Raw genomic sequence first — 21983 nt, 5'->3', positions numbered from 1 at the left:
ATAGTAGACAGGAAAAAGGAAGCTCCTTAATCTATCTACTATGGAGGGGATTTTTTTATAGGGGAAATTAACAAAACATATGATCAAGCATTTAAGAAAAAAGCCGTAGACTTATACTTCCAAGAAGGAATGGGATACGAGACTGTTGCCAAGGAATTAGGCGTTGATTCTAGAATGGTACGGCGCTGGGTGAAGCACTTTGAAACCGAAGGAATGAAGGCTCTTGAGGAAAAACGAGGAAAGGCAAAAGGGACTTGGTCAGGGGAGACCTAGAATTCGACCAGAGGACCCAGAGGCTAAGATAAAACGATTGGAAGCAGAAAATGCATTACTAAAAAAGCTGTTAGGGAAATGAAAGGGGGAATGGAAGCAATGTCGGCAAGGGAGAAATACGCAGTGATTCAGGGGATGGCACATCAGTACTCAATTCAGCTCCTCTGTGACCTAGCGCAAGTCTCTCGGAGCGGATACTATAAGTGGCTTCAACGACAAACATACCTCTCCCCTAAACAAATAGAGGGTCAGAAAATAAAGGAAAGAATTAAGGAATACCACGCAAAGTTGAAAGGAATTTATGGCTATCGAAGAGTTATGGTTTGGCTGAGACGTAGACACGGCTTACAGTTAAACCACCATAAGCGTGTACAACGACTCATGCGGTCATCCGGAAGAAACGCCCCTACTATGGCAAGAAAGAAGTGTATGTCATTTCACAAAATCATCTAAATAGAGATTTTCAGGCATCAAAACCGGATGAAAAATGGGTTACAGACATCACCTATCTCATCTTTCACGGAGAAAAACTGTCCCTATCTGTCATTAAAGACCTCTATAACAATGAGATTTTGCGTATCAGATCAGTCGAAGAAATGATTTAAAGCTCGTTATGGATACACTCAAGAAGGCCCGAAAAAGACGTAAGGTACAAGGAGTTCTTTTACATAGCGATCAAGAGTTTCATTATACATCCCGTCAATATAACAACCTACTCAAAAAGTATCAGATGAAAGCGAGTATGTTCCGAAAAGGAAACTGTTGGGACAATGCAAGTATGGAAAACTTCTTTAGTCATTTTAAATCGGAGTGCTTTCATCTTCACTCCTTTCATACAATTGATGAGGTGAAAACTGCCGTTCAACGATATATTCGCTTTTATAACCACCAACGATTCCAGAAAAAATTAAACAACCTGAGTCCATACGAATATAGAAATCAGGCTGCTTAGGGTTGCTTTTTTATCACTGTCTACTTGACAGGGGTCACTTCACTTGAGGAGGCTTTATTATACATCTATTAACATACTCCTTACTCTTCCAAGAATTTTAATTCGCTGTTAAAAATCAGAGACTCTAAAATTCCATTGTCTGAAGTAAGGGTTTTTTCTCTTCCACACACCGATACCTTCTTTTAAGTTTTTTGTTGTAAACCAATATAATTTTTGTACCAAAACTGAATAAACTACAAAAATAAATTCCCGTCCAAAACTTCTTGCCAACTAATCTTTTTTAAAGTAACAAATCCTGCAGATAAATCCCTAACATAAATCATATCATTTTTATCGTCTTCTTCAGAGTAACCTAGTATTACTTCTTCTTCAGGCAATTCTATTATAGAAATTGTCCCTCCCTCTCCAATTTGAATTGCTACATATTCTTCTCCTGCTTGACGCCTTTTGAGTATTTGCTCCTTAATCCAGTCTAAATCCAGTCCATTGTAATTATGCGTATCAAAGGGTGTAATTTCGTGAAATAAAGGTGGAGTAATACTATCTACCAACTCCAGAAAATATGTCTCAAAGGTATCAATTATAAATTCATCGCTAATATCGGCCACTATATTTGAAATATCCTTGTCTTTTATATTACAAAAATCTATATTATGTAAGTATTCAAACTTAATCATTTTCATTGTTTCTTCCGGAGGATATCGAATTTCTTTTACAAAGACATCCTCTAATATACCGTTTAACCAATCTCTAACTAGTGTAATTATTTCTTTTTTCATCCTATTTATTGTCTCAATCGAATCCTCATTACCTGAATTTAGAATCATGTTAGAATATTGGTTTTCTAGGGCTAAGCCTTCACTGAATCCAAGGTTAAAAAATAATTTATATACACCATTAGAATCAAAATCTAATAGATGCTCATTGATCCAAAGCACATAGTCTTCCACTAGCTTGATATTCCTTAATGTTTCATTATAGATATGCACTTTGAAAGTTGGGGGTGGTACAGTTATTGAGTCACTTTCTTCATATCTAAAACCTATTTCCTTAATTGCAGGAATCAAATAAATATTCAACCAGTATAACCATGATTCAAATAAATTATAATTAGAATTGATCTCTCTTAATTCACTTATTTGGATGAGAAGCGCAAGGTTTTTACCGAATAAAAAGAAACTTTTCACACAAAAATTTCCATTGTTAAATACAGTCATACCCGTCATATAATTGATTATTTGAATTCCAATCACTGGATTTTTATAGGATAATTGTCCGTTGATGGGTTGTCTGAAATAAGTATTTTTAACCCCTGGATGCAGATAAAAGTACCTGACAAAATCCCCGACAGTCCCCCATGAATCCATCAATAAAGGAAGTTTTTGAATCTTAAGATTACTATCATTAAAATCGTTATGCCAGGTAGACGGAATTTCAAAGGTTGAATCAAAGTATTTTTCTAGTAACTTCCTAGCATTGTCGGTAATCCTAAAAATAGATTGAGGGGAGTAGTACTCATATTCAAACAACTCGTTTCTTTCCCATAGTTTACTTAACAGAGGGTTAGTTTCATTTATACTAAGACCAACTAAATATTTTTGAAATATGTATGGATTAATTACATATATGGTTATACAATATTCTGAATACCCTACATTCAACATATTTCTCCATATAATATAAAAACCATGGGAATTGTGCCTGTTACCATAGTGTGTTATTAAATCTCCCGCCATCTCTAACAAATCATATATCCCATCACCGAGATTTTTTAAGGAATCTTTATAATCATAAAGAACCAAGGTGTACGAAACAAGAGCTTCACTTGGTAAGCATGCGCAATATAGATCCGTCCAGGAATTAGGTTGAACCACTTCTAGGCTAGATACTTCACTCTCCTCAATATTTGGCTTTAAACATAGGATATTTAGTGTTGTATCTAAAATCAACGAGCCCACTGAATGTCTCAAGAGTGTTTCAAACTCCGTTGAAATTATAATAAAGGAATAGTCATAATTGGAAAGAAAGGGAAGATGGTTTTTCATCTCCTGTGCATAAGCAATTAATTCTGTTATCGCCTCCCTCTCGGCACCAGAATCTCTTTTTAATTCAATAATAATAATCTGTTCTGTTTCATTATTTATCAAAACAAAATCAGGGTATAATCGTTCATTTTTCTTGAGAGATATACTTCTTATTTTTTTACCATTAATTATCTCTAAATCACCAGATAACATTTTAATAACTTCATTTGCGGAATAGCAGTAGCGATATTTTAATAAGTAATCGATAGAAAAATTAGGTATATAATTTTCTGCCTCATCCTGCTTTAGTGGTTGTTCAATAGATTCAATATTACTTATATAATTATATAAATTCCCGTTTTCTATAATTTCAAATAATTCCTTTTGAAGTTCATTTTCTTTCATCATTTTCCTTCCTTCCATGTATATCGGGAAATCTGCATCTTCGATCGAATTTGTTCTGGTGCAACGATTGTATTTGTTTCAAAGAGGTATATAGATTCCCAGGGGCTCCGGTCTTAAGCGGGCGCCTTCAAATAATTGATGGGTGAACTTCACGTGTTATCAAAGCTACAATGTAATATTAAATCGTGTTATTGTTTAATATAGTCATTCACCCTATTCACCACCTTCTTTGATATCTTAACACTAAAATTATATCAAATATTTCCATTTTAAGATTCAAACATATTGTATGAACTCTAATGGAATATTTCGTTGAAAAGATGGTACCAAAAAACTTCATTGTGAAAAGTATAGGTGAAAAACAGGTCGTAGCATTAGCCTAAAATAATGCCGCCTTTGTGCTATAGCAAATAAGATATTTTTCAGATAGATGGCTGAATCTATATTGGAAGGAAAATGAACCTATTGAGTAGAATAACAAGTTATAGCAAAGTTTTTTCTATTCTATAAGTAGTTTATCTAAGTCAATTAGGTATTCAAAAGTAGGGGTAGTTAACATAGCTATAATTTGGTTTCTAACGAGAAAGAGGAAGACATTCCCTCCGCTTTTAAAGTTCTTGGTAACCACTTCGTGGATATTTGACAAGAATCACTCCTGCTATAAAGTTTACAATAGGGCCACGTTAGGAAAAAAAATCAGAGAATAGTTATAAGGAGAACAAACCATGATAAAAAAATGTTTAAATTGTAATCGAACATTTGGAAGGCAATTCGAGCCTGGTAAGTGCCCGTTTTGCAAATCAGAAAAGATTAAAGTACATGAAATGAAAATAAAACAAAAATAAAAATGAGGGCATCCATTCCCTCATTTTTCTGTCGGTAAAGGTAATATCAGTGTATGCATTGTCTCCATCCTCAAGATATTGAATGGCTGGCTTAACAACCTTCCCTTCAATCCCATGTATCCTCATTGATTCCAACATTGAATGACGCCCCATTAATAATAATTTAAAAAATATATTGGTTATGTGTAAATTCCTATGTGCTATAGATCTGAAGATAAGTTATTCATAATCGTTTATCTCAATTATTTGTAAAGTCAATTTACTGGTTCATCTTCTTTTCGACACAACTCGATCCATTTATTAGATAACAACTTATCTGCTACAACATCAATAACAGCTGCTGTATTTGGTGCATAAGCAACAACTTTCTCCTCGCCCGTAGATTTTAGTTTGAATACCTTCTTCTTACCATCCTTTACAGAATGTCCAGTGATGGCAATCCAATGTGTACGATAGCGATGCCAATCAATTTCTTTTAATCTTGCCACAAACTCCTCGAGTGCCATTGGAGCTTTACCCTTAAACTGTTCCTTCCTCTTTTCAGCCTGAATTAGAAATTTCTCTTCCAAATTCTTTGAAGCATCCTGTACTTCTTTTTCGGTCCCGATGGCTGCCGCTAACGGGCCAATCTCCTCAATCCGAACTTGGTGATAAGCTTTAGCCAGGGCTTTTAAAGCAAAAGGCCAACCATGAACGTATAGACGTCGGTATGGATCCATATTTTCCGGGGTTTCCGCGGGCCAATATTTTGCAAACAACTGATCTAATAATCGAATAAATTCACGGACATATGGTTTAAAAGCGTCAATATAATAATGTTGGAATTTTTCAGGTTTTATTCGACCATTCGCAACCACATTAATTAACATTTGCTCCATTGTGGATAAATCGACGATATTGCCAGTTGCTGTCTCGGACGTTCCTGTAGTACGTCCATCTGCAATTCGATTTTCAAATACGGTCCCTTCTATTGCAAAAACGCGAAGCTGACTTAATGGTGAAGATCTATCCATTTTAATCACAAGATTCTTATTCTTCTTCGAACCTCGACCATTGCGATCAGCAAAACTTTGCCCTGCTTCATGCGTCGAGACATTCAACTCAATTTCTAGCGTAAGTGATAAAGAGTCCAAAGCTCCAGAAGTAATTGCTTCGATGGTTTTTGAAGCTTGAAAAATAGCAGCCGTTTGTGTTTGTCCATCAGCCTGCATAACAGGATCTTTAGGCAAATATAATTCTCCATACATTGCATTTGGATTTTCTTCATCAAAAGTAACAAAAATTGTCTTCTCAAAGCTAAGTGTGGACTGCCAGCCAGTTACGGTAGGCAAATACAGCGTACGATGACCGGCGATCCCTTCTAGAATATAATTTCGGAAATCTAGGGCATTTTGTTTCTTTTGTCCCTGAAAATCACTTTGTGTTTGTTCATGGGCTTCAATCATGCCGTGGGCAAGATAATCATCAGTTGGTGGGTTGGATGGATCATACTTAATGATATCGACGAATTGTTTCATTGTAGGATGAACGATTGCAACAAGTCGATAAATCTTTTCAGCCCCCTTACGGCACAATGTTGCCTTTATCACTGTATAGTCCGCATGGTCATGCTGAAACTTATAGGTCCTGTTAGTATAATTACTTCGATCTTGCTCATTGCTAGCATAACGAACAATTCGAAGATTTTTATAGTTAGGATCTTGTTGGATTTGATCATTTGTTATTTTTGATTGATTTGGTATTAACATATAAATCACCTCAGTTTCTTACTTCATACGATTCTTACTCGAATAACTCCTTTCAAAAGAAGAGACAGAAGAATGTCTCTTCTTTTGAATTATATCTTTCAAGGAAGCTGAATTCTAACAAATTCATCTCCTAGTGCTTGCAAGGAACTGGATTCAGACAAAATTTCATCTTTCCAAGACCATTTATTGGAATGAATTGGAGCTAAACGTGGATTTCCACCCCCAATGAAGCAAACAGCATGTTGCGCACGCGTAACAGCAACGTAGAAAACCCGTGCCTCTTCCTGAAAGAAATCTCTCCGATATTGTTCCATCCACTCGTTAAAACGCAGTGAGCGACCATGTTCATTTGAAAGGTTTAAGTCAAGCCCCCAGTCACAGTCAGGTCTAGCTATATCAAAAAAACTCGGTAACTGGAAATCGTTAAGTAGTGGTCTTTGCACCTCGGGAATTATGACAATGGGATACTCTAAACCTTTGGATGAGTGTACTGTCGAGAAAACAACTGCATTCGGGCGTCCAGCCATTTCACCAAGATCCGCCTCATCCATTTTTTCACCAGTAAATATAGCATTCTGGAATCTTTGGAAGAAACTCTGCATTGTGAGAGCTTCCGCATTGTCAAACATGGTTCTAGACCATGCCACCAATTTTTCAAGGTTAGCAATTGCCTGTAAATCTCCCTGTTGTGCATACCACTCTCGAACACCCGTAAACTCATAGATTTTAGTTAAAAGTTGCGGAACAAGGTCCACTTTTATATCTTGTCTTACTTCCATCATTCCTTTATACCACCGCTCTACGGAGGGTTCTTGCTTCAACCAGGTTGAAAACTGCGTACTGGAGAAATCAGTACGATGGATAGTGATTGGTGCTTTTATTGGAAAGAAAGGCGTCCCCATAATCTGGCTAAGCGTCGTATCGTTCGGATAACTCAAGATTGCATGTAGCATGTAATAACAATAAAGAATCTCAGGTTTCTGAAAGAACCCTCCACCAACATCCGTAACTACAGGGATACCTGCTTCTTTAAATAGAACTTCGTATTGTGCCATATGTCGGTTGGTTCGAAATAGAATACAGATATCCTTATAGTTCACGGAACGAGACCCCTCTTTAGGGCGGTGAATTTGTTGACTAAGGTAAGACCGAACCTTATCAATAGTTCTCATAATGTACGCTTCACGGTCGTTTCCCATTACATGGAGATACTCTAAAGGTGTAATTTGATCTTGCGGCACATGCGCATCTTCCGGAACTGTGAGTTGTTCCTGCAAGAAAGAATAACGTCTCCTCATTCCTGCAAACAAAACCCTTTGCACCTCAAATAAGTGGCGGGTTGGGCGCCGGGATGCTAGTAATGGTATTGGATTCATGTTGTATTCGTTCGCTAGTTCTTCTAGAACTGAATAGTCTGCACCACGCCATCCATAGATGGCTTGTTTACGATCCCCTACGACTAACACATGTTCCATGTAAGGAAGCAGTATTTTAATGATCCGCTTCTGAGTACGATCTGTATCCTGAAACTCATCAACGAACAGAAATTTATACCTTTTTTGTATCGTTCTGCCAATTCGTGCTTGGTGCTTCTCAATTAGTTGCGCGCATTTGTACAATAAATCATGTGAGTCCTGACCTCCATGTTCCTGCTTAACTCTTTTGTAGTTACGGTCAATTTTCTGCAGCATTTTGGCTACCGCATTCCGATATCCAGACTCCCCATCAACAGGTTGAGCATACGTTCGCTTCGCCACATGATCAATAGAACGTCCGTTGTTGCGTATGTGTTCGTAAAGATTTGTCAAATATTTTTCCCATCGAAAAGGTTCCCATGGAATATTTGCTTCATTAAACAACAGTTGTGTATCAGGGTCGGTTAATCCTTCATTTAGTGCATCCTTTAATGATTGCTGGAAATAACGCTTAGCAATTAGGATTTCTGTTTCATGCGGGACGTGCTCCTCATACCCATACTGACGTAGGAGCATAGAACAGAACCGGTGAATTGTTCCAATGAATGCATTGGCAAGCCGTTCTTTTTGTTCAAACCACATATCTGCTTCTGCCTGACTTTCAGCCTCTTTAATCCGGTTATCTAATTCTTCTTCTAGTCGTTTGCGCATCTCATCGGTTGCCTTGTTAGTAAAGGTTATCAACGCAAAATCATCAACTCTAACATCTTCCCTCGATTTAATTAAGTGCAGGTCAGTCGCTATCATAACACGAGTCTTGCCGGACCCGGCTCCTGCAGAAACCACTGTCGGAGCTACGGGTCCAGTTGTCATAACATGATCTACGATATTAGCCTGCTCTTGAGATAATGTAATTCCACCTCGTTCTATCATTCTTCCGTTCCCTCCTCATCAAGCGCAATTCCAAGACATTCCATGCGCACTGGACATTTGTTACAGTGCGTTCCCTCATTTTTGGGGAACTTGTCACCCTCAATCCCTGATATCCATTCAATAATAAGGTCAGGTGCCTCATGAAATACCCTCAATGCTTTCCGAATATGATTTTGACTAATGGGAGCACCACTCTCCTTATAGTGATGTCCGTTGATGATATTTCGCCACCAGCCTACAGCATGTCCTAGTGTTGAGAACAGTCGAATTCCATTCTTTGACACAAATTCTTCATCTGAACCCTCAGAGTCAGCGGGTAAAAGCCATTCTCTGTGGAGTATCATATCAAATACTGGAACATCGAATTTTGTTGTCTTCCAATAGTATGGAACTTCGTACTCAATATCTATGGTATCTTCTTCCTCATTCATAACGGAAAAGACCTCCAAAGAAGCTCCACGTACCCCTTTTAGATACTTAAATCGATGTTCCCAATGAATATTGATCAATTGATGGAATACCTTATTTTTTATACCGTGCCAAGTGATTTGGTTAAAGCCTGAAAACCACTGGCGTATATGTGGCTCAACTGCATTCATCGTACGGATGAAGTAGATTTTTAACTTTTCAGGATCTCCATACGGTAAATGATCGTTCTCTTGCTGAAGCCTTTGCAAAATCTCATCCAACCACTTCCCTTGCGCAACAAACGGCAATTGCCAATCCATACGGTACGAACGTGCCTCAGAGTGTAACAGTTCCAGCCGATATCGTGCCGGACAAAGGCCATAGTGTGCTAATTCATTAAGTTCGTAGTTCCTACGGATTGCTGGAATCGCTGTCGGCATTAGCGGAATCTCTGGCACATTACTCATATCTAAGGCATCAAGTACTGTAAACTTATCTAATTCAGCATTTGCTAACTGCAGTACAGTCCCTGCATAGGCACTAGGTTGATAGGAACGTTCTGCATCCTGCAAGGAGTAACTGAGCACTAATTTTTCCATAGCCGCTCGTAGTACGGTCAGGAACATATATCGTTCTTTTTCTAAATGCTCGTCTCGAACGTCTTCAAAAAATGGCCAAGAGTCTGTGTACATCGCGGGAACATGCTGGTTGTCCACCCCGATATAAAGTACGGCCCTTACATGAATACCGTCAATCGTCTCCGGACTGTAGACTTTCAATTCCCCTGGGTCGCCTTCATCATTTGTTTCATCATCATCGTTGACCTGATCAGAGATTAAGGCATGGAGTGTACGACTAAATTCATTGGTGCTTAAGTCGATTGTATGCTCTTGCACAAGTTCTTCAAAAACCTCCATCACTTTTTCCAGGACACGCTTCTCGGTTTGACGTATGTCATCTGGGAGTATTCCTTTCAACTGTTCTTGCAGTACTCGGATATGTTGACCGATTGCACTTTCACCAGTACTGAACAGCTTTCTACAAACCCTTTCTAGTAACTCGATGACATCTTTCCAAGCCCTAATTGCACGCTGATCAAGAATATTTATAGGCATCCGTTCCTGTGGTCTTCTTGTACGGCAAAGAGGTAGTAGGGAATCGAGAACATTTAGCCACTCATTTTTCTTCGTGCATTGAGCAAAAGACTGGTGTTTCACTGCGCGAAATTTTTGGGTTAGATCTTGTGCTTTTGCACCAAGCCAACCAGATCCAAGAAGAATTTCCAATTGATCGGCACTAAGAGACAGTTCATTGTCTTCCCAAATTTCATATAGAGTCAATATAAAGCGCCCAACAGGCGTAAGAAGCAACTTTCGTGGTGATATAGGTAGCTTCACTTGATGCTGCTCTGTTTGTCCATTATCTAAGTGTTCTTCATAGATAATTGGACGCATCTGTAACAGGTCAGCTAATCGATACAGAAACTCTTTTTTGTTACGCATCACGATTGCAATTTCAGACGGCAAGTACCCATTCGTCAGTAATTGTTTTATTTGCTGCAATATAGCAGCCAACTCTTGATCGCGATTAGAGTACTGTTGGACAAGTATGTGAGTAGCTTTATCCTCATACGGCACTGGTGCTTTCGTAAAAAATTGCGATTGTAAGTGCTGTAGATCTGGATATTCAGAGATTGACTCTGTATCTATGTTCTTCCGTTCTACCCCCGGAATACTCGCATACGTCCTTTCTATAATCTCGAATCCCTTCCTTTGCATGGGGTTATTCGGAACGAGGAAGCAAATTCGAATGTCATTATTTATACAGACATCAATGAGATGCCTTTGTTGTGGAGTAAAGTACGTGAACCCTTCCATTACAATCGTAAAGTAAGATCCAAACAACTCCAAAAATTTGGGAACAAAGTCCTGTTTTATGTAGTCATAAGCCAACTTCTCATACAAAACCTTGCCTTTTGAACGCAACTCGTGATAAAATTGCCGTTGAATATCTGGAAGAAGGACTTCAAAAGTTGGTTCTAAAAGTTGATCTTGCAGGTTGGGCGGGAATCCATTTGCAAGATCGATATTTTTTGCTGCAAGGTCCTTTAGGGTCTTCAGAAGCGATCCTCTATCTTTTTTCAGAATATCCTGAAGTTCTTGATCTGTAGTGACAACTTTTTCAATGGCTCGGATTAACAAGGTCTGTTCTTCAAGACCAGTCGCAGCCTTGCCGGGATAAGATTGCTTCACCCATCCTTTGAGTAAATCACCAAAGAGTGCTAACTTTTCCTTTGACTCCTTCTGCCCTTTCCTCGTTACAAACTCCTGATGGGTAGAGGGGATTAACTTCTCGCGTTCTTTCGCCATCTTCTTCGTCGCTGTCAGGTACACGTATGAATGTTTTGATGTGTCAAGACCCAATTCTTCCTTCACTTTCTCATTTCTCGGCCTTTTATTTTGATACTGATACAAAGTAATCATAGTAATAATAGAACCCCCTTTCCAATCTTTCATGAATTAAATCTCGGAGATTTATGGTAAATCTCCAATAAATAAGGTTGCGTCTCGCAACCTTCGCACTCATATAGTAACGTTTTCCATTTTTATTGTCAACTCTTTTTACTAGTTTCATATCTCTTATTTCTTTGTTAAATCTCGGAGATTTATAGCAGAAGCTTTTTTAAAAATACCCCACTGAATTTTCTTTTGAAGTGATCAGGAATCTATAGTAATACTGTTCCTCAAACCTTTCCTGCGTCATACCTTCATCTCTTTAATGCAACTGCTCTACTCCTAAACGGAAAAGAACACGCATGAAGTTTATGTTTTACTTATTACAAACAATGAAGCCATAGTGCTGATTTTAGTAATGAGTATTTGCCATTCTTGTTCGTTATATTTCATTTCTTTATACAAGCTATCCCATAATGATACGACAAAAAAACGCTTCCCCTTCTTCATTTTCGTCCTTCTCTATTCCGTTTAAACAGTTTAATGCTTGCGCAAACGCTGTAACTTGTGGTTGTCTACCGTCCTTGATTGCCTTCTCATTCAACAGATAAGATATTTTGTTATCATCAATATGATGTCAACTGATAAATTGAAGTTTTGTTGGTTGCATGAAAACCCCTTTGATCTGATTAATAAAAAAGAACCGTTCAAGTTTTCCAACGATCCTTATTCCGTGTAATTTTCAACATTGAATAATATTTATTTTACGTACTAACTAGGAAGTTACTCAATGACATGCTAATTATACAAATGTGGTATACAATGGTATTTATCATACAACATGTATAAGGAGGGGGATATTGGTCATGCATCCATTTTTTTCACATGAAAATCTAATTTCTCTAGTGAAGCCGTTTTCAGAGGAACTTCCCTACTATAGACCATTCATCTTGCACGGCAGACCTGAACAAATTGATCTATTTTTGGTCGGGATTAATCCTGCAACGGCCGTTTCCCCTGAAGATGGAGTCGACATCGATACGTGGGTAGAAACGTTAATGGACCCAGGCCTTTATAGTACCAGACATTCGTCAAATGGTCCAACAAGACTAGGAATCCAGGGATTGCTTCGCTATGTAAAGACGTACTATCCCTATTCGCTGCTGGAAACAAACATCAATGCATTTCCCACTTCGAGGGCAATTGGTTTAGAGGAATATTCCGTGAAGGAGGCTGTAATAGAGGGCCAGCACCGTTTTATAAGAATCTTAACTACTCATGAACCTTCTCTTATCATTTTACATAGTCAGCATACAACTAGGGAGTTTATCGATATCCTCGTGAAATACAAATGGATTCACCCGCGCCATGTGTTAAAGAAAACCACCATTAAACATCGTGAAACTCAATTTCCACATTTCACGTTTACATATCCAAGCGGAAAGAAAGCGAAAGTGTTTGCTTGTCGGCACTTGCAATACTTTGGTCATGAAGGAGATTCATTCCAACCATTCTTACATGCATTGGTTCCTTTTTTAAAAGAAAAAGCTAAAATACCTTATTGCCCTCTATCAAGGGATGGTGTAACAGGAAAAGAATACATGGAAGAATTTAGGGTATAACTCCCCGATTCTTCCATGGATTAAGCTTAAAAATCAGCATGACCCTTACATTTTTGTGTCAAAAATATTGACTTAAGTCCCTGGAATAATCTCTTTCATTTAATTTTGTTCTGGCTAATTTTTAAAATAGTTGTTAAGAAAGATGTTCCAAAGATAATCCTAATTTTTCTAAAAAATTACCTATGATTTGTCTCTGTTCTTCACTAGGCATATCTAGTTTCATTTGCATTAAATAAGTTTTAGCTGCTTCATACGCTAAAGATACATCTTTATTAAAATGTATAATCTTTTCTATTTCTTCTTCAGTATCAGGAATAGTTATTGATATGTCAAAAAGCTTCAATCCTAATCCAAATAGAATTTCTTTTTCATACTCATCATTATCTTGTAATATTTCCTTAGTATTGTCTATTCCTTTCCGTCTAAGATGTAAGTGATAATCACTTGAAATATTAAACTTTTCATTTAATATGTCTATAATAAATCTATGGGAGAGAGCGTTATTTAGCTCTAGTTTTAAATAGTCAATTGGCTCACCATATTCTGGATCAAATTTTAATACCCCTAATTGTTCTACATACAAATGTCCTAATTCATGTGCTTCTGCTTGTAATTTATTTTCATCAGGCAGATCATCTAATACATAAATTTTTCCATCCCTAACATTGGCTGGAGACTCTTCTGTTAACCAGTTTTCTTTAGCTTTAGATTTTTCCACATAAATAACTTCAATCTGTTTACTCTGATTCAGTTCTTTCTTCAAATCACTTATACTCATATTTATTTCCCCTTCATAAATGTTTATAGTTTCATTATATTATTCTCTTCTCTTCACCACGAGAAGCAATGTTCACCTTTTTTCCAACCCATTCCCTTAATACTCTTAATGAAAGACAGCGATCGAATATTTATTATTAGAGGGATTTAATTGTTTCTGATAGCCTGGAGGAAGAGACTCCAGGCCATGCTCCTTATCTAAGTCTTTGGTTGCAACTAGATAGGAATATTCTCTAGCCTTTATAATCTCTTTTTTAATTTGGAGTAAAGTGGGACGCTTCCATGAAAAAATTATCAGTTTAAGCATAATTTTTTACCATCTAATTTGGAATTCGTAATCCTATATGAGAAAAGGCTAGTTAAATAGACTAATCATACGAATAAATTTTAGGTGTTATTATAATTATATAGCACAATATAATCATAAAAAGAAGTTTTTGGTAACTGTGTAAGTAAATTCTTTTATAATAACCTGTATTAGTATGAAGAACCAATTTCTCATATTTCAATTTCAAAAATCTTATAAAAGATAACCCAAAAAAACACTTAAATTGAGTGCTTTTTTTGGGTTATTACAGTAATATTATAAATTATTTATTTTTATATCTTGAATTAGTACGGTGGAATTAACTTCTCTTGTTATTTTAAGTGATTCAAATTAGAAAACGGTAAGTAATTTCTCACATTTCAACCATCTTAATATTTACTCTGGATTGTCAATACTAAACTAGAAAATTTTCTTGAAGTGTTCAATTTTGTATTAGATTGGGCGTACATACAATTATTCCCTAAATTCCAATGTATTAAACCAATACATATGGTTTTGTAGTCCTCTCTTATTTACAATAAGGTTTTATACTTCATTATAATTTTATAAATTTTGAAACAAGTGTTTACCAATTTTAAAATGGAATCTAAGCAAAATGTTGCTCAAGTTCTGCAATAATACTGGATGTACCAGAAGACTTCGGATATAGAGGTGGATCCTTTAGATATGGTGTGATTCCGTAAAACAATGCATGTTTCATAGCTGTCGTAACCAATACGACAACATCTGAATTACTAGCTAGGCTTTTTGCTTGTTTTGTTAAGCTAGTATCTGCGTTTACTATAACCTTTAAATTTTGGTTCCGACTTGTTATTTGCTCAACAGCTCGACGAGCTGAACTTTCCCGTAGTGAGAAGATAACAATTGTGGTTTCTGGAACAAGTGAAAGAGGGTCTTCCTCATCCTCATTCTCCGTTACAAATTCTTTTACAGAATTAATAAGATATTCTTCTCCACTAAGAGCCTCACCGATTCGTAACCAGTCTCTTATTTCAATATCCGTTAGCGTTGAAAGACCCGATAAAAGGGTAGACGTCCATTGATTCCAAATTTCTTTTAAATCATCAAGAGTTTGTCCATAATCATAAAATAATTCAAGCGTAAATAAAAGGTTAGGAAGCATTACCTTCATTGGTGTCATATCATACCATTGTCTTGCCCAATCCCAATACTTTGAAACTTGTTGTACATCTATTAATAGTAAGCCTTCAAGTAACCTGTTTAAGTAATTAGTGTTGATTTCATTTTTTTTACAATGTAGTAATAGTACCTCGACCGAGTAACTATATAATTCTGTACCCATTGTTCGTGGAAATTGCTCATCTCTAATAAGTTCAGAGAGATATGTTGTAATTCCTTCACCAAGGACAAGCGTTTTTTTGTGAGTAAATGACGTTATGGCAATTTCAATGATTAAGTTTCCTAATTCACTTATCATCGATGGTGACCAAATAAAAGTCGGGAGTTTGTCTTGAGCATATAAAAGCTCAAATAATGGATCTAAAGAGTTCTCATCTATTTCCACGATTTGTTGAAACCAATGATTCCAGGTGTACTCAATTTTTTCCTGAACTTCCTTAGGTTCATTACGGGTACCTTCATTAGCCATCTTAATAAATGTCAGATAAGCATTAGCTTGTATATCTGCTGTTAACTCACTTTGCTCACTCTCTGATAATGCAAGTAACAATTCATAAGCATCTCTTTGAATTTCATTGGATCCAGTAAAGAAACCAATAGCACTCATAATTCTTACTTTTTCTTTTGAGTTGCTACACTCCCTAATTAATAGATATGCATCATCTAATAGACCATTCTGAAGGAAATCGGCTGCTTGTTTTTCCGGCGGAGCCGGTATAACAGGATCTTCCTTCCACATGAACTTCGACTCTAGGTAACTTATTAGTTCTTGTGTTGTTTCATCAACAGCCTGACCTTTTATAAATGAAAGTTTTTCATAATTATTTTCAACTAGAGATTCATATGCAAATACTCTGAATATATGTTCTTCTTGTATTCCTAGATGAGTATCTAGAAGTGAACTAAGTCGGAAACGATTTGTTTTAAATTTTTCATAACTGGTTTGGAACTCTCCAGATACATCAGATTCAGCTAATATTACAAAGTAAAAGGCGGATAAAAGTGCTATTTTTACATCCTTTGGGATTCGATGTAAACCGGAAAGAGCATCAAACTCTGTCCAGTACCAAATTTCTTTCCATTTCTTTTGTGCAACTAAAAGTTCAACATAAAGAAACAAATAATTTTCATCCGATACGTAGTGCCCTTCACGGATGACATCTAACGTTCTTTCTGCTGGGCCCCACTCCATCATTTCTAAATAACTTCGGAACTTACTTCGTAATGTGTACGCATTGATGACAGATTCTTCCCAACGAATCGATGGTTTTCGTTTCAGGACAGAAAGCCAGAGGTTCAAGGAATCCCAAACCTTTTCCTCTTTGTCTAGGTCAGACTTGAACACATAATACCCATTAACAAATAGTTCACTACCTAATCTCCCAAACTCGGACGTGTCTTTAAAAAATTTTTTTGGATCTGATACACCTACGCAATAAGGAAGGATAAATTTTTTCAATGAAGCGTAATCAATAGTTAATGATTGCTTATCACTTTGCAGGCACATCCAGTAGATATCATTCTTACTTTGGAATGGTAGTATGGATGTTTCCCCTTTTGCAAATCTATCAATCATTTGTTGGAAGCCAGAATGATCAACAAATAACTGATTATTTATCTCGGTTACTCTGTACCTAGGGCCGTTCAATTTTAGTAAGTCTTGAAGGAACTTAAGTAATGAAGTATTCATATGTCTTCTGCTTCCTCCCAACGTTGCCGAAATGCTATTAGGGCTTCATTAATGTCTGAACCAACGCTCGTCGTCCTTAAACTCTCTTTGTTCAAATAAATACCACTATACGTAAAGTTCATTGAACCATGAACATATACATTGTTTGTAACAAGCCCTTTATCATGATTTTGTTCTAGTTTTCGAAACTCAATGTGATCACGAAGGGCATGAATTAACGGTTTTGTTTCTTCCCGTTCATTGTCACAGATGATTCGTACAGACATTCCTTTCCAAGCAAACGTTGTAAGAATATCTGAGAGATAGATCGTTTTAGACTTGATCAATGGAAATACATCTGTATATTGGTTATGTTTATTTTCAATAAGTGGTGAATTACTTAAAAATGGTGAAATCAAATACAACTCTTTACTCGGATTCATTGCCTCCGCAACAAATAGTGATACTAAGTAATCTCTTAGTGCATGACTTCCCCCAAATGAACGAATAATTCTACTAGACATACGAAACCTCCCGAATGCTCACATCATAATACCAACTGTCTCCATTATTTGTGACTCTTTCTAAAAACGGATAATATAATTGGAACTTGAATTCAATTGGCGTATGGAAAAGACGGAACAGTTCACCTTGAAATGTAGCCTTTTCCGATGTAGGCACAACAACTCTTAGACGTTTCGCAGATTCAAGCGATCTTGTAGCTTTTTTATAAAAGTCCGGACTTGGATACTGATGAATTTCATGGGTTGGCTTAAATATTGCCTGTAATAATAGCCTAGACGGTTTTAAAAACGATTGAAATAGACTATATAAATTTAAGCACTCTGGACAAGAATCGTGACAATCATGTAATAGAAACGACTCCATAAATAGAAATGCTTGTGTATTGGTTGAGAAGTTCAGATTGACATCTTTCATTACTGCATTTAATTTCTCTTTTATTTCTTCTCGGCGTAAGCTTGCCACAGAAAAAACATTTGGAGTAATTTGAAATTGTAATCTTTCTTCTTCTTGCTCCCAAAACTCATGTATTTCTTTCATGAACTTGTCTGTTTTGACTGAACGATTACTTCTAAAGAGCTTGTTTGACAAACTCATAATCAAATCTCGTTTAGGAGGGATACCTAATTGGTCAAGAACAGCTTGAAGTTCTCTTAAATAATTTTGTTGCTTTTCTACCCTCTGCTCTTGACGAATATTTGCTATCAATGTTGACATCTTATCCTCTTCAATATGTTGTAAGACTGATTTCAGTGACGTTGTTATAGTATTTCTTTGACAGTGATTAATATTACTAGACACTAACTCCTCAAATAAAGAAGGACTATGCTTTAATGATGAAACAATTTTTGTAATAATCCCTAAGCCACCCGATTCTGTCTCCGAAATCCAGACACTGTTACCTATTACATCTACATTTGTATCCTCTGTATTCACGTCAGGGAGCATTTCTTCTAATGCTACTTTAATTGTAGCGGCAATAGAATCAACAACAGTTAAACTCATCCATTGAAGAAATTGTTCATTTTTCCGTAAGTCACCTTCAAGTGTTTCTAAGTGGACAAGTAAAGAATTCATGAATGATTCGTCCTCGATAATAGCTTGTAGATTTCTCTTGACTTTTGGATCGTTTGAAGCGTTCTCATCATCTGTAACAATCGTAGAATGAAAGATAGCTTCAAGAGTTCGTTTTGAAATCGCAACGAGATCTTGCTTATATCGTGCAATCGCCTCTTTGAGTGAAACGTCTTGGCTAATACTGATAGCTGTGACAGCTGATAAAACAATTTGTGCCATCCATTCGCGTAAAAACACGTTTAATCTTCCAGAGATTTCTTGATCGTTCATTAACAAATAATTGTAGAATGCAGGTTTGGAAACTGAGATAATTTGTTCAGACAAAGATGAATCCAATAATTGTTGCATGTCCATAGGTTGAACATCAAAGCGAATCGCATCAACATAACGCTGAAATCCAATTGCACATGGATTACCTTTGTTACTAAATTTAGATACAAAAGGTATCTCCTGTCCTTTACTAGTTTTTTTAACTCCCTCTCCATAGAGAGCATACCTTGTCATTTTAACGGAGTTGTGTTCATCACTAGTGAAATACTCAATTTGTTCAAAAAGCGTGTTCAATGAACTTTGAACTGGAAATTCAACTTTGTTCTCGGATGTATGTTGAATTGGTTTAATATCTAAATTCCAAATATACTTTCCTGTTGATCGGTCTGAAATGTCAAAAGGAATAGTTGTTAACGTAATAGAAACTGGCTCAAAGACATGAATTAACTGTGCATTTAGTTGAACTGTTTCAACTTGGCGAGAATTCATGACTTTGGAATTAACGTCAACCATATCCTCTTCATTGACTGGCAACCAATGAGCTTCATTAATTCGATAAGCTTTTACATACCGCTTTGAAACATTCCCTGGTGCAAACTCCATCATTCCTTGGACGAGTGGTTGATGGATAACTTTATCTGAGTTAGGAACATGAATTGCCAATTCTGATATATCAAGTGATGAGAATAATGTTCTTGGAATATAACCTACAAAAGGATCATTTGTTTGATTCTCTTTTGGAATAAACGAAAAATTCTCCTTTAACTGTGCATATAAAGTAGGTAAGACATCAAAAAAGAACGATCGTGGCTCACTCCACGCAATACGCTTGAGTGTATCTTCATCAACTTGAAGCGATTTTTGCCAATACCCCATTAAATCCTGATCATTTCCTTCAAGTACATCTCGTACTAGAGATAAAATAAGGTTACTATTATAGTCATTACCATTTTGACCTAAAGCACTTAATTTATATCGTACATTAAGACGCTTTGATTGTTTATAGAATCGATCCATTAACCATTCCATAAATGTAAATACCATCTGTATACGTAATACATTTGAATTTTGGATTGGTAAATACATTTCATTTAAGTTAGGCTGAAAATATAGTTCTGGGAAGTCATACACAAACCGATCTCGTCCGTAGGCAGATGATATAACAACCATCCAAGGTCTCATTCCTCTTACACGTCCAGCACGCCCTTTTCTTTGTAAGAAAGAGGCTAAATTACGTGGTGCTTTATGCTGGATAACTCCACCTACTTTTGGATCATTATAACCAACCTCTAATGTACTAGTTGCAATAACAAGTTTGGCCTTTTCACTAACTCCTTTATATTGAGAAGAGGTAAGATCAACTTCCATAGGTGTTTTCAATGTTCGCTCATCAATTTCAGTAGGTGCAAGCCATATTTGTCCTGCTTTATATTGTTCCGCTAACTTCGAAGGATTTTTTCTTTTAACTTCACTAGCATCACGATACTTACTTAACGTCTTTTCTCTCTCTGCATCTATTTCAATGTGAAACCATCTGTTAATAACATCTAGTTTATCTGTAAATCCAAACAACTTAGAGCCATAGGCTCCTAAAGAAAGATTTTTATCAATCGGATCTAACATTCGGCCTAATAGCATGGCAGTTTGAACAGATGTTGATAATAAAGAAGCTGCTGAGAAAGGGTCTCCACGTACAACCAGATTATACTCAATACCCTCAGATACTAAATCCTTTTCAAGTGGTGTGATGTATTCAATATATTTTTCTTCTATCCCAGTAAGTTGCGAGAAAAATGAACTAGGATTAGACAAGGTTGCAGATAGACCAATAAATTGAATACCACGATTTGGATGTTTCTGCTTTATCAGGTGTTTCATTCTTCTTAGAAGATAAGCAACGTGTGCACCTGTAATACCTTCATACACATGGACTTCATCTAATAATACAAACATCGGTGGGCGATTTGCATAGATTCCGAATAGACCATTTTCTTTAGAATTGGGTAACTTTTTATTAATCATTTCTGTTGTTGTAAAAATGATATCTGGTGCAGTTTCATTCATTCTATCTCTTGTAAGGACAATGTTTTCCTCTCCAATAACAGTGCCACATTTTTCGTTTGAACAATTTAAGCGTTCAATATTATTTATAACATCCTCTTCTCTCCAAACCATAGTTTGGGAACATTCTGGATCTGGACAAGTAAAAAATGGTGATTCGTAACCACCCTCTACTTTCTTCCACTTACGGTCTTTGTGATATTGAACATCACTAGCTATTTTAGGAGTGTCACCAAAGAGTCCTCCAATCGTAAGTGGACGAATCCCTAAGCTAGCACAAAGAGGATTCAAGGTTAGGATTTCTGAAATAGCCTCACGGAATTGATCCTTTAAAAGCTCGACACGTGGGTATAGACCAATAATTTTTGTCCATTTTGATGGATCCTTTGTAATCGTATCTATAAGTGCTGCAAAGGCAGGTATGTAAAAAGATTTTGTTTTCCCCGATCCAGTACCAGCCCCAACAACAGTACCAGAATCAAATTTACTTCTAGATGAAGTAAGAATTCGTGATAAAGAGTCCATTTGGAATTGGGAAAGTTGAAATTTTCCATCTCTAAGCAAGGTAGATATTACTTTTCTATGAACTGAAGAGATTCCAATCATTCCATCTAATTTCTCATTAATAACATGTAAAGGAATATCACGACGAGGATAACTTCGATAAGACAACATTGGCTTTATATTACTTACTAAGTTTTTACCTGATTGCCAATCATCAAATGAAAAACGTTGCTTTAATAAATATAACATTCGAATTGTCTCTGCAAATCGTGAGCGATACAATGGCTTATTATTTGCTTTTAAACGGAATAACAATTTTCGATCAAGTAGATTATTTAGAATTGCAATTGTATCATCTTCAGTCACTTCAAGTTTTTTTATTAGGTCTTCTAAAAAAGAAGTAGATGGATGACGCAGAAGAGAACGTATTTCCTCTTCTGCGTCAATTCCACCTCCAATAAATCCCCATTCAAGTAACTGATTTTCCTTCATTTCAATCTGCGTTAAGATTTCTTCAGCAAGAATATCAAAATCAGTTCGCTTCTTCATTCTGGAAT

At 36.5% G+C, this 21983-nt stretch carries 11 protein-coding genes and 1 pseudogene; 4 read left to right on the top strand and 8 right to left on the bottom strand.

Translation table 11 applies throughout. The features are described 5' to 3' along the window. The first annotated feature begins 57 nt into the window (after positions 1-57). From EP737_RS26880 to EP737_RS26875, 3 genes and pseudogenes are all read left to right on the top strand, one after another. Positions 58-355: pseudogene (locus EP737_RS26880) on the top strand (transposase). Then, entirely contained in the window at positions 352-726 is a 375-nt protein-coding gene (locus tag EP737_RS26530; RefSeq protein WP_342772900.1) for an IS3 family transposase, read from the top strand. Before EP737_RS26880 ends, EP737_RS26530 begins: the two are co-directional and overlap by 4 nt. 130 nt (positions 727-856) lie before the next feature. Continuing rightward, entirely contained in the window at positions 857-1225 is a 369-nt protein-coding gene (locus EP737_RS26875) for an IS3 family transposase (protein WP_425455880.1), read from the top strand. A 233-nt stretch (positions 1226-1458) separates the two neighbouring features. On the opposite strand, the gene EP737_RS10600 is transcribed toward EP737_RS26875, so the two are convergent. The 4 genes from EP737_RS10600 to EP737_RS10585 form a co-directional block, all read right to left on the bottom strand. Continuing rightward, positions 1459-3654 carry a hypothetical protein gene (locus EP737_RS10600; protein WP_205650918.1) on the bottom strand — a complete coding sequence of 732 codons (2196 nt, stop codon included), beginning with the start codon at positions 3652-3654 and terminating at the stop codon, positions 1459-1461. A gap of 1099 nt (positions 3655-4753) precedes the next feature. Beyond that, on the bottom strand, positions 4754-6247 hold the full coding sequence (locus tag EP737_RS10595; protein ID WP_129727947.1) for a DNA sulfur modification protein DndB: 1494 nt from the start codon (positions 6245-6247) through the stop codon (positions 4754-4756). A 98-nt stretch (positions 6248-6345) separates the two neighbouring features. Next, entirely contained in the window at positions 6346-8595 is a 2250-nt protein-coding gene (locus EP737_RS10590; RefSeq protein ID WP_129727946.1) for a UvrD-helicase domain-containing protein, read from the bottom strand. Then, entirely contained in the window at positions 8592-11486 is a 2895-nt protein-coding gene (locus tag EP737_RS10585; RefSeq protein WP_165350753.1) for a PD-(D/E)XK nuclease family protein, read from the bottom strand. The genes EP737_RS10590 and EP737_RS10585 overlap by 4 nt, the downstream gene beginning before the upstream one ends. A gap of 836 nt (positions 11487-12322) precedes the next feature. On the opposite strand from EP737_RS10585, the gene EP737_RS10580 reads away from it, so the two are divergent. Continuing rightward, the gene (locus tag EP737_RS10580) at positions 12323-13078 is read left to right on the top strand and encodes a hypothetical protein (RefSeq protein WP_129727944.1); all 756 of its coding nucleotides are present in this window, start codon (positions 12323-12325) and stop codon (positions 13076-13078) included. A 133-nt stretch (positions 13079-13211) separates the two neighbouring features. Here the strand turns inward: EP737_RS10580 and EP737_RS10575 are convergent, their stop codons facing one another. From EP737_RS10575 to dpdJ, 4 genes are all read right to left on the bottom strand, one after another. Next, positions 13212-13856 carry a hypothetical protein gene (locus tag EP737_RS10575; RefSeq protein ID WP_129727943.1) on the bottom strand — a complete coding sequence of 215 codons (645 nt, stop codon included), beginning with the start codon at positions 13854-13856 and terminating at the stop codon, positions 13212-13214. A gap of 913 nt (positions 13857-14769) precedes the next feature. After that, positions 14770-17013 carry a protein DpdD gene (dpdD, locus tag EP737_RS10570; RefSeq protein WP_129727942.1) on the bottom strand — a complete coding sequence of 748 codons (2244 nt, stop codon included), beginning with the start codon at positions 17011-17013 and terminating at the stop codon, positions 14770-14772. After that, positions 17010-17516 carry a phospholipase D-like domain-containing protein DpdK gene (dpdK, locus tag EP737_RS10565; protein ID WP_129727941.1) on the bottom strand — a complete coding sequence of 169 codons (507 nt, stop codon included), beginning with the start codon at positions 17514-17516 and terminating at the stop codon, positions 17010-17012. The genes dpdD and dpdK overlap by 4 nt, the downstream gene beginning before the upstream one ends. Beyond that, the gene (gene dpdJ / locus EP737_RS10560; RefSeq protein ID WP_129727940.1) at positions 17509-21975 is read right to left on the bottom strand and encodes a protein DpdJ; all 4467 of its coding nucleotides are present in this window, start codon (positions 21973-21975) and stop codon (positions 17509-17511) included. Before dpdJ ends, dpdK begins: the two co-directional genes overlap by 8 nt. Positions 21976-21983: the final 8 nt, after the last annotated feature.

Source organism: Ectobacillus funiculus, assembly GCF_004138295.1.
Lineage (GTDB): Bacteria > Bacillota > Bacilli > Bacillales > Bacillaceae_G > Ectobacillus > Ectobacillus funiculus.
The sequence above is the reverse complement of the archived record's forward strand: the minus strand, read 5'-3'. Positions and strand labels throughout refer to the sequence as shown.

Bases quoted from the DNA above. Each gene is read 5' to 3' on its own strand.
- EP737_RS10585 (WP_165350753.1), bottom strand. From the start codon at position 11,486: ATGATTACTTTGTATCAGTATCAAAATAAAAGGCCGAGAAATGAGAAA.
- dpdD (WP_129727942.1), bottom strand. From the start codon at position 17,013: ATGAATACTTCATTACTTAAGTTCCTTCAAGACTTACTAAAATTGAAC.
- EP737_RS10580 (WP_129727944.1), top strand. From the start codon at position 12,323: ATGCATCCATTTTTTTCACATGAAAATCTAATTTCTCTAGTGAAGCCG.
- EP737_RS10595 (WP_129727947.1), bottom strand. From the start codon at position 6,247: ATGTTAATACCAAATCAATCAAAAATAACAAATGATCAAATCCAACAA.
- EP737_RS10590 (WP_129727946.1), bottom strand. From the start codon at position 8,595: ATGATAGAACGAGGTGGAATTACATTATCTCAAGAGCAGGCTAATATC.
- dpdJ (WP_129727940.1), bottom strand. From the start codon at position 21,975: ATGAAGAAGCGAACTGATTTTGATATTCTTGCTGAAGAAATCTTAACG.
- EP737_RS26530 (WP_342772900.1), top strand. From the start codon at position 352: ATGAAAGGGGGAATGGAAGCAATGTCGGCAAGGGAGAAATACGCAGTG.
- EP737_RS10600 (WP_205650918.1), bottom strand. From the start codon at position 3,654: ATGAAAGAAAATGAACTTCAAAAGGAATTATTTGAAATTATAGAAAAC.
- dpdK (WP_129727941.1), bottom strand. From the start codon at position 17,516: ATGTCTAGTAGAATTATTCGTTCATTTGGGGGAAGTCATGCACTAAGA.
- EP737_RS10575 (WP_129727943.1), bottom strand. From the start codon at position 13,856: ATGAGTATAAGTGATTTGAAGAAAGAACTGAATCAGAGTAAACAGATT.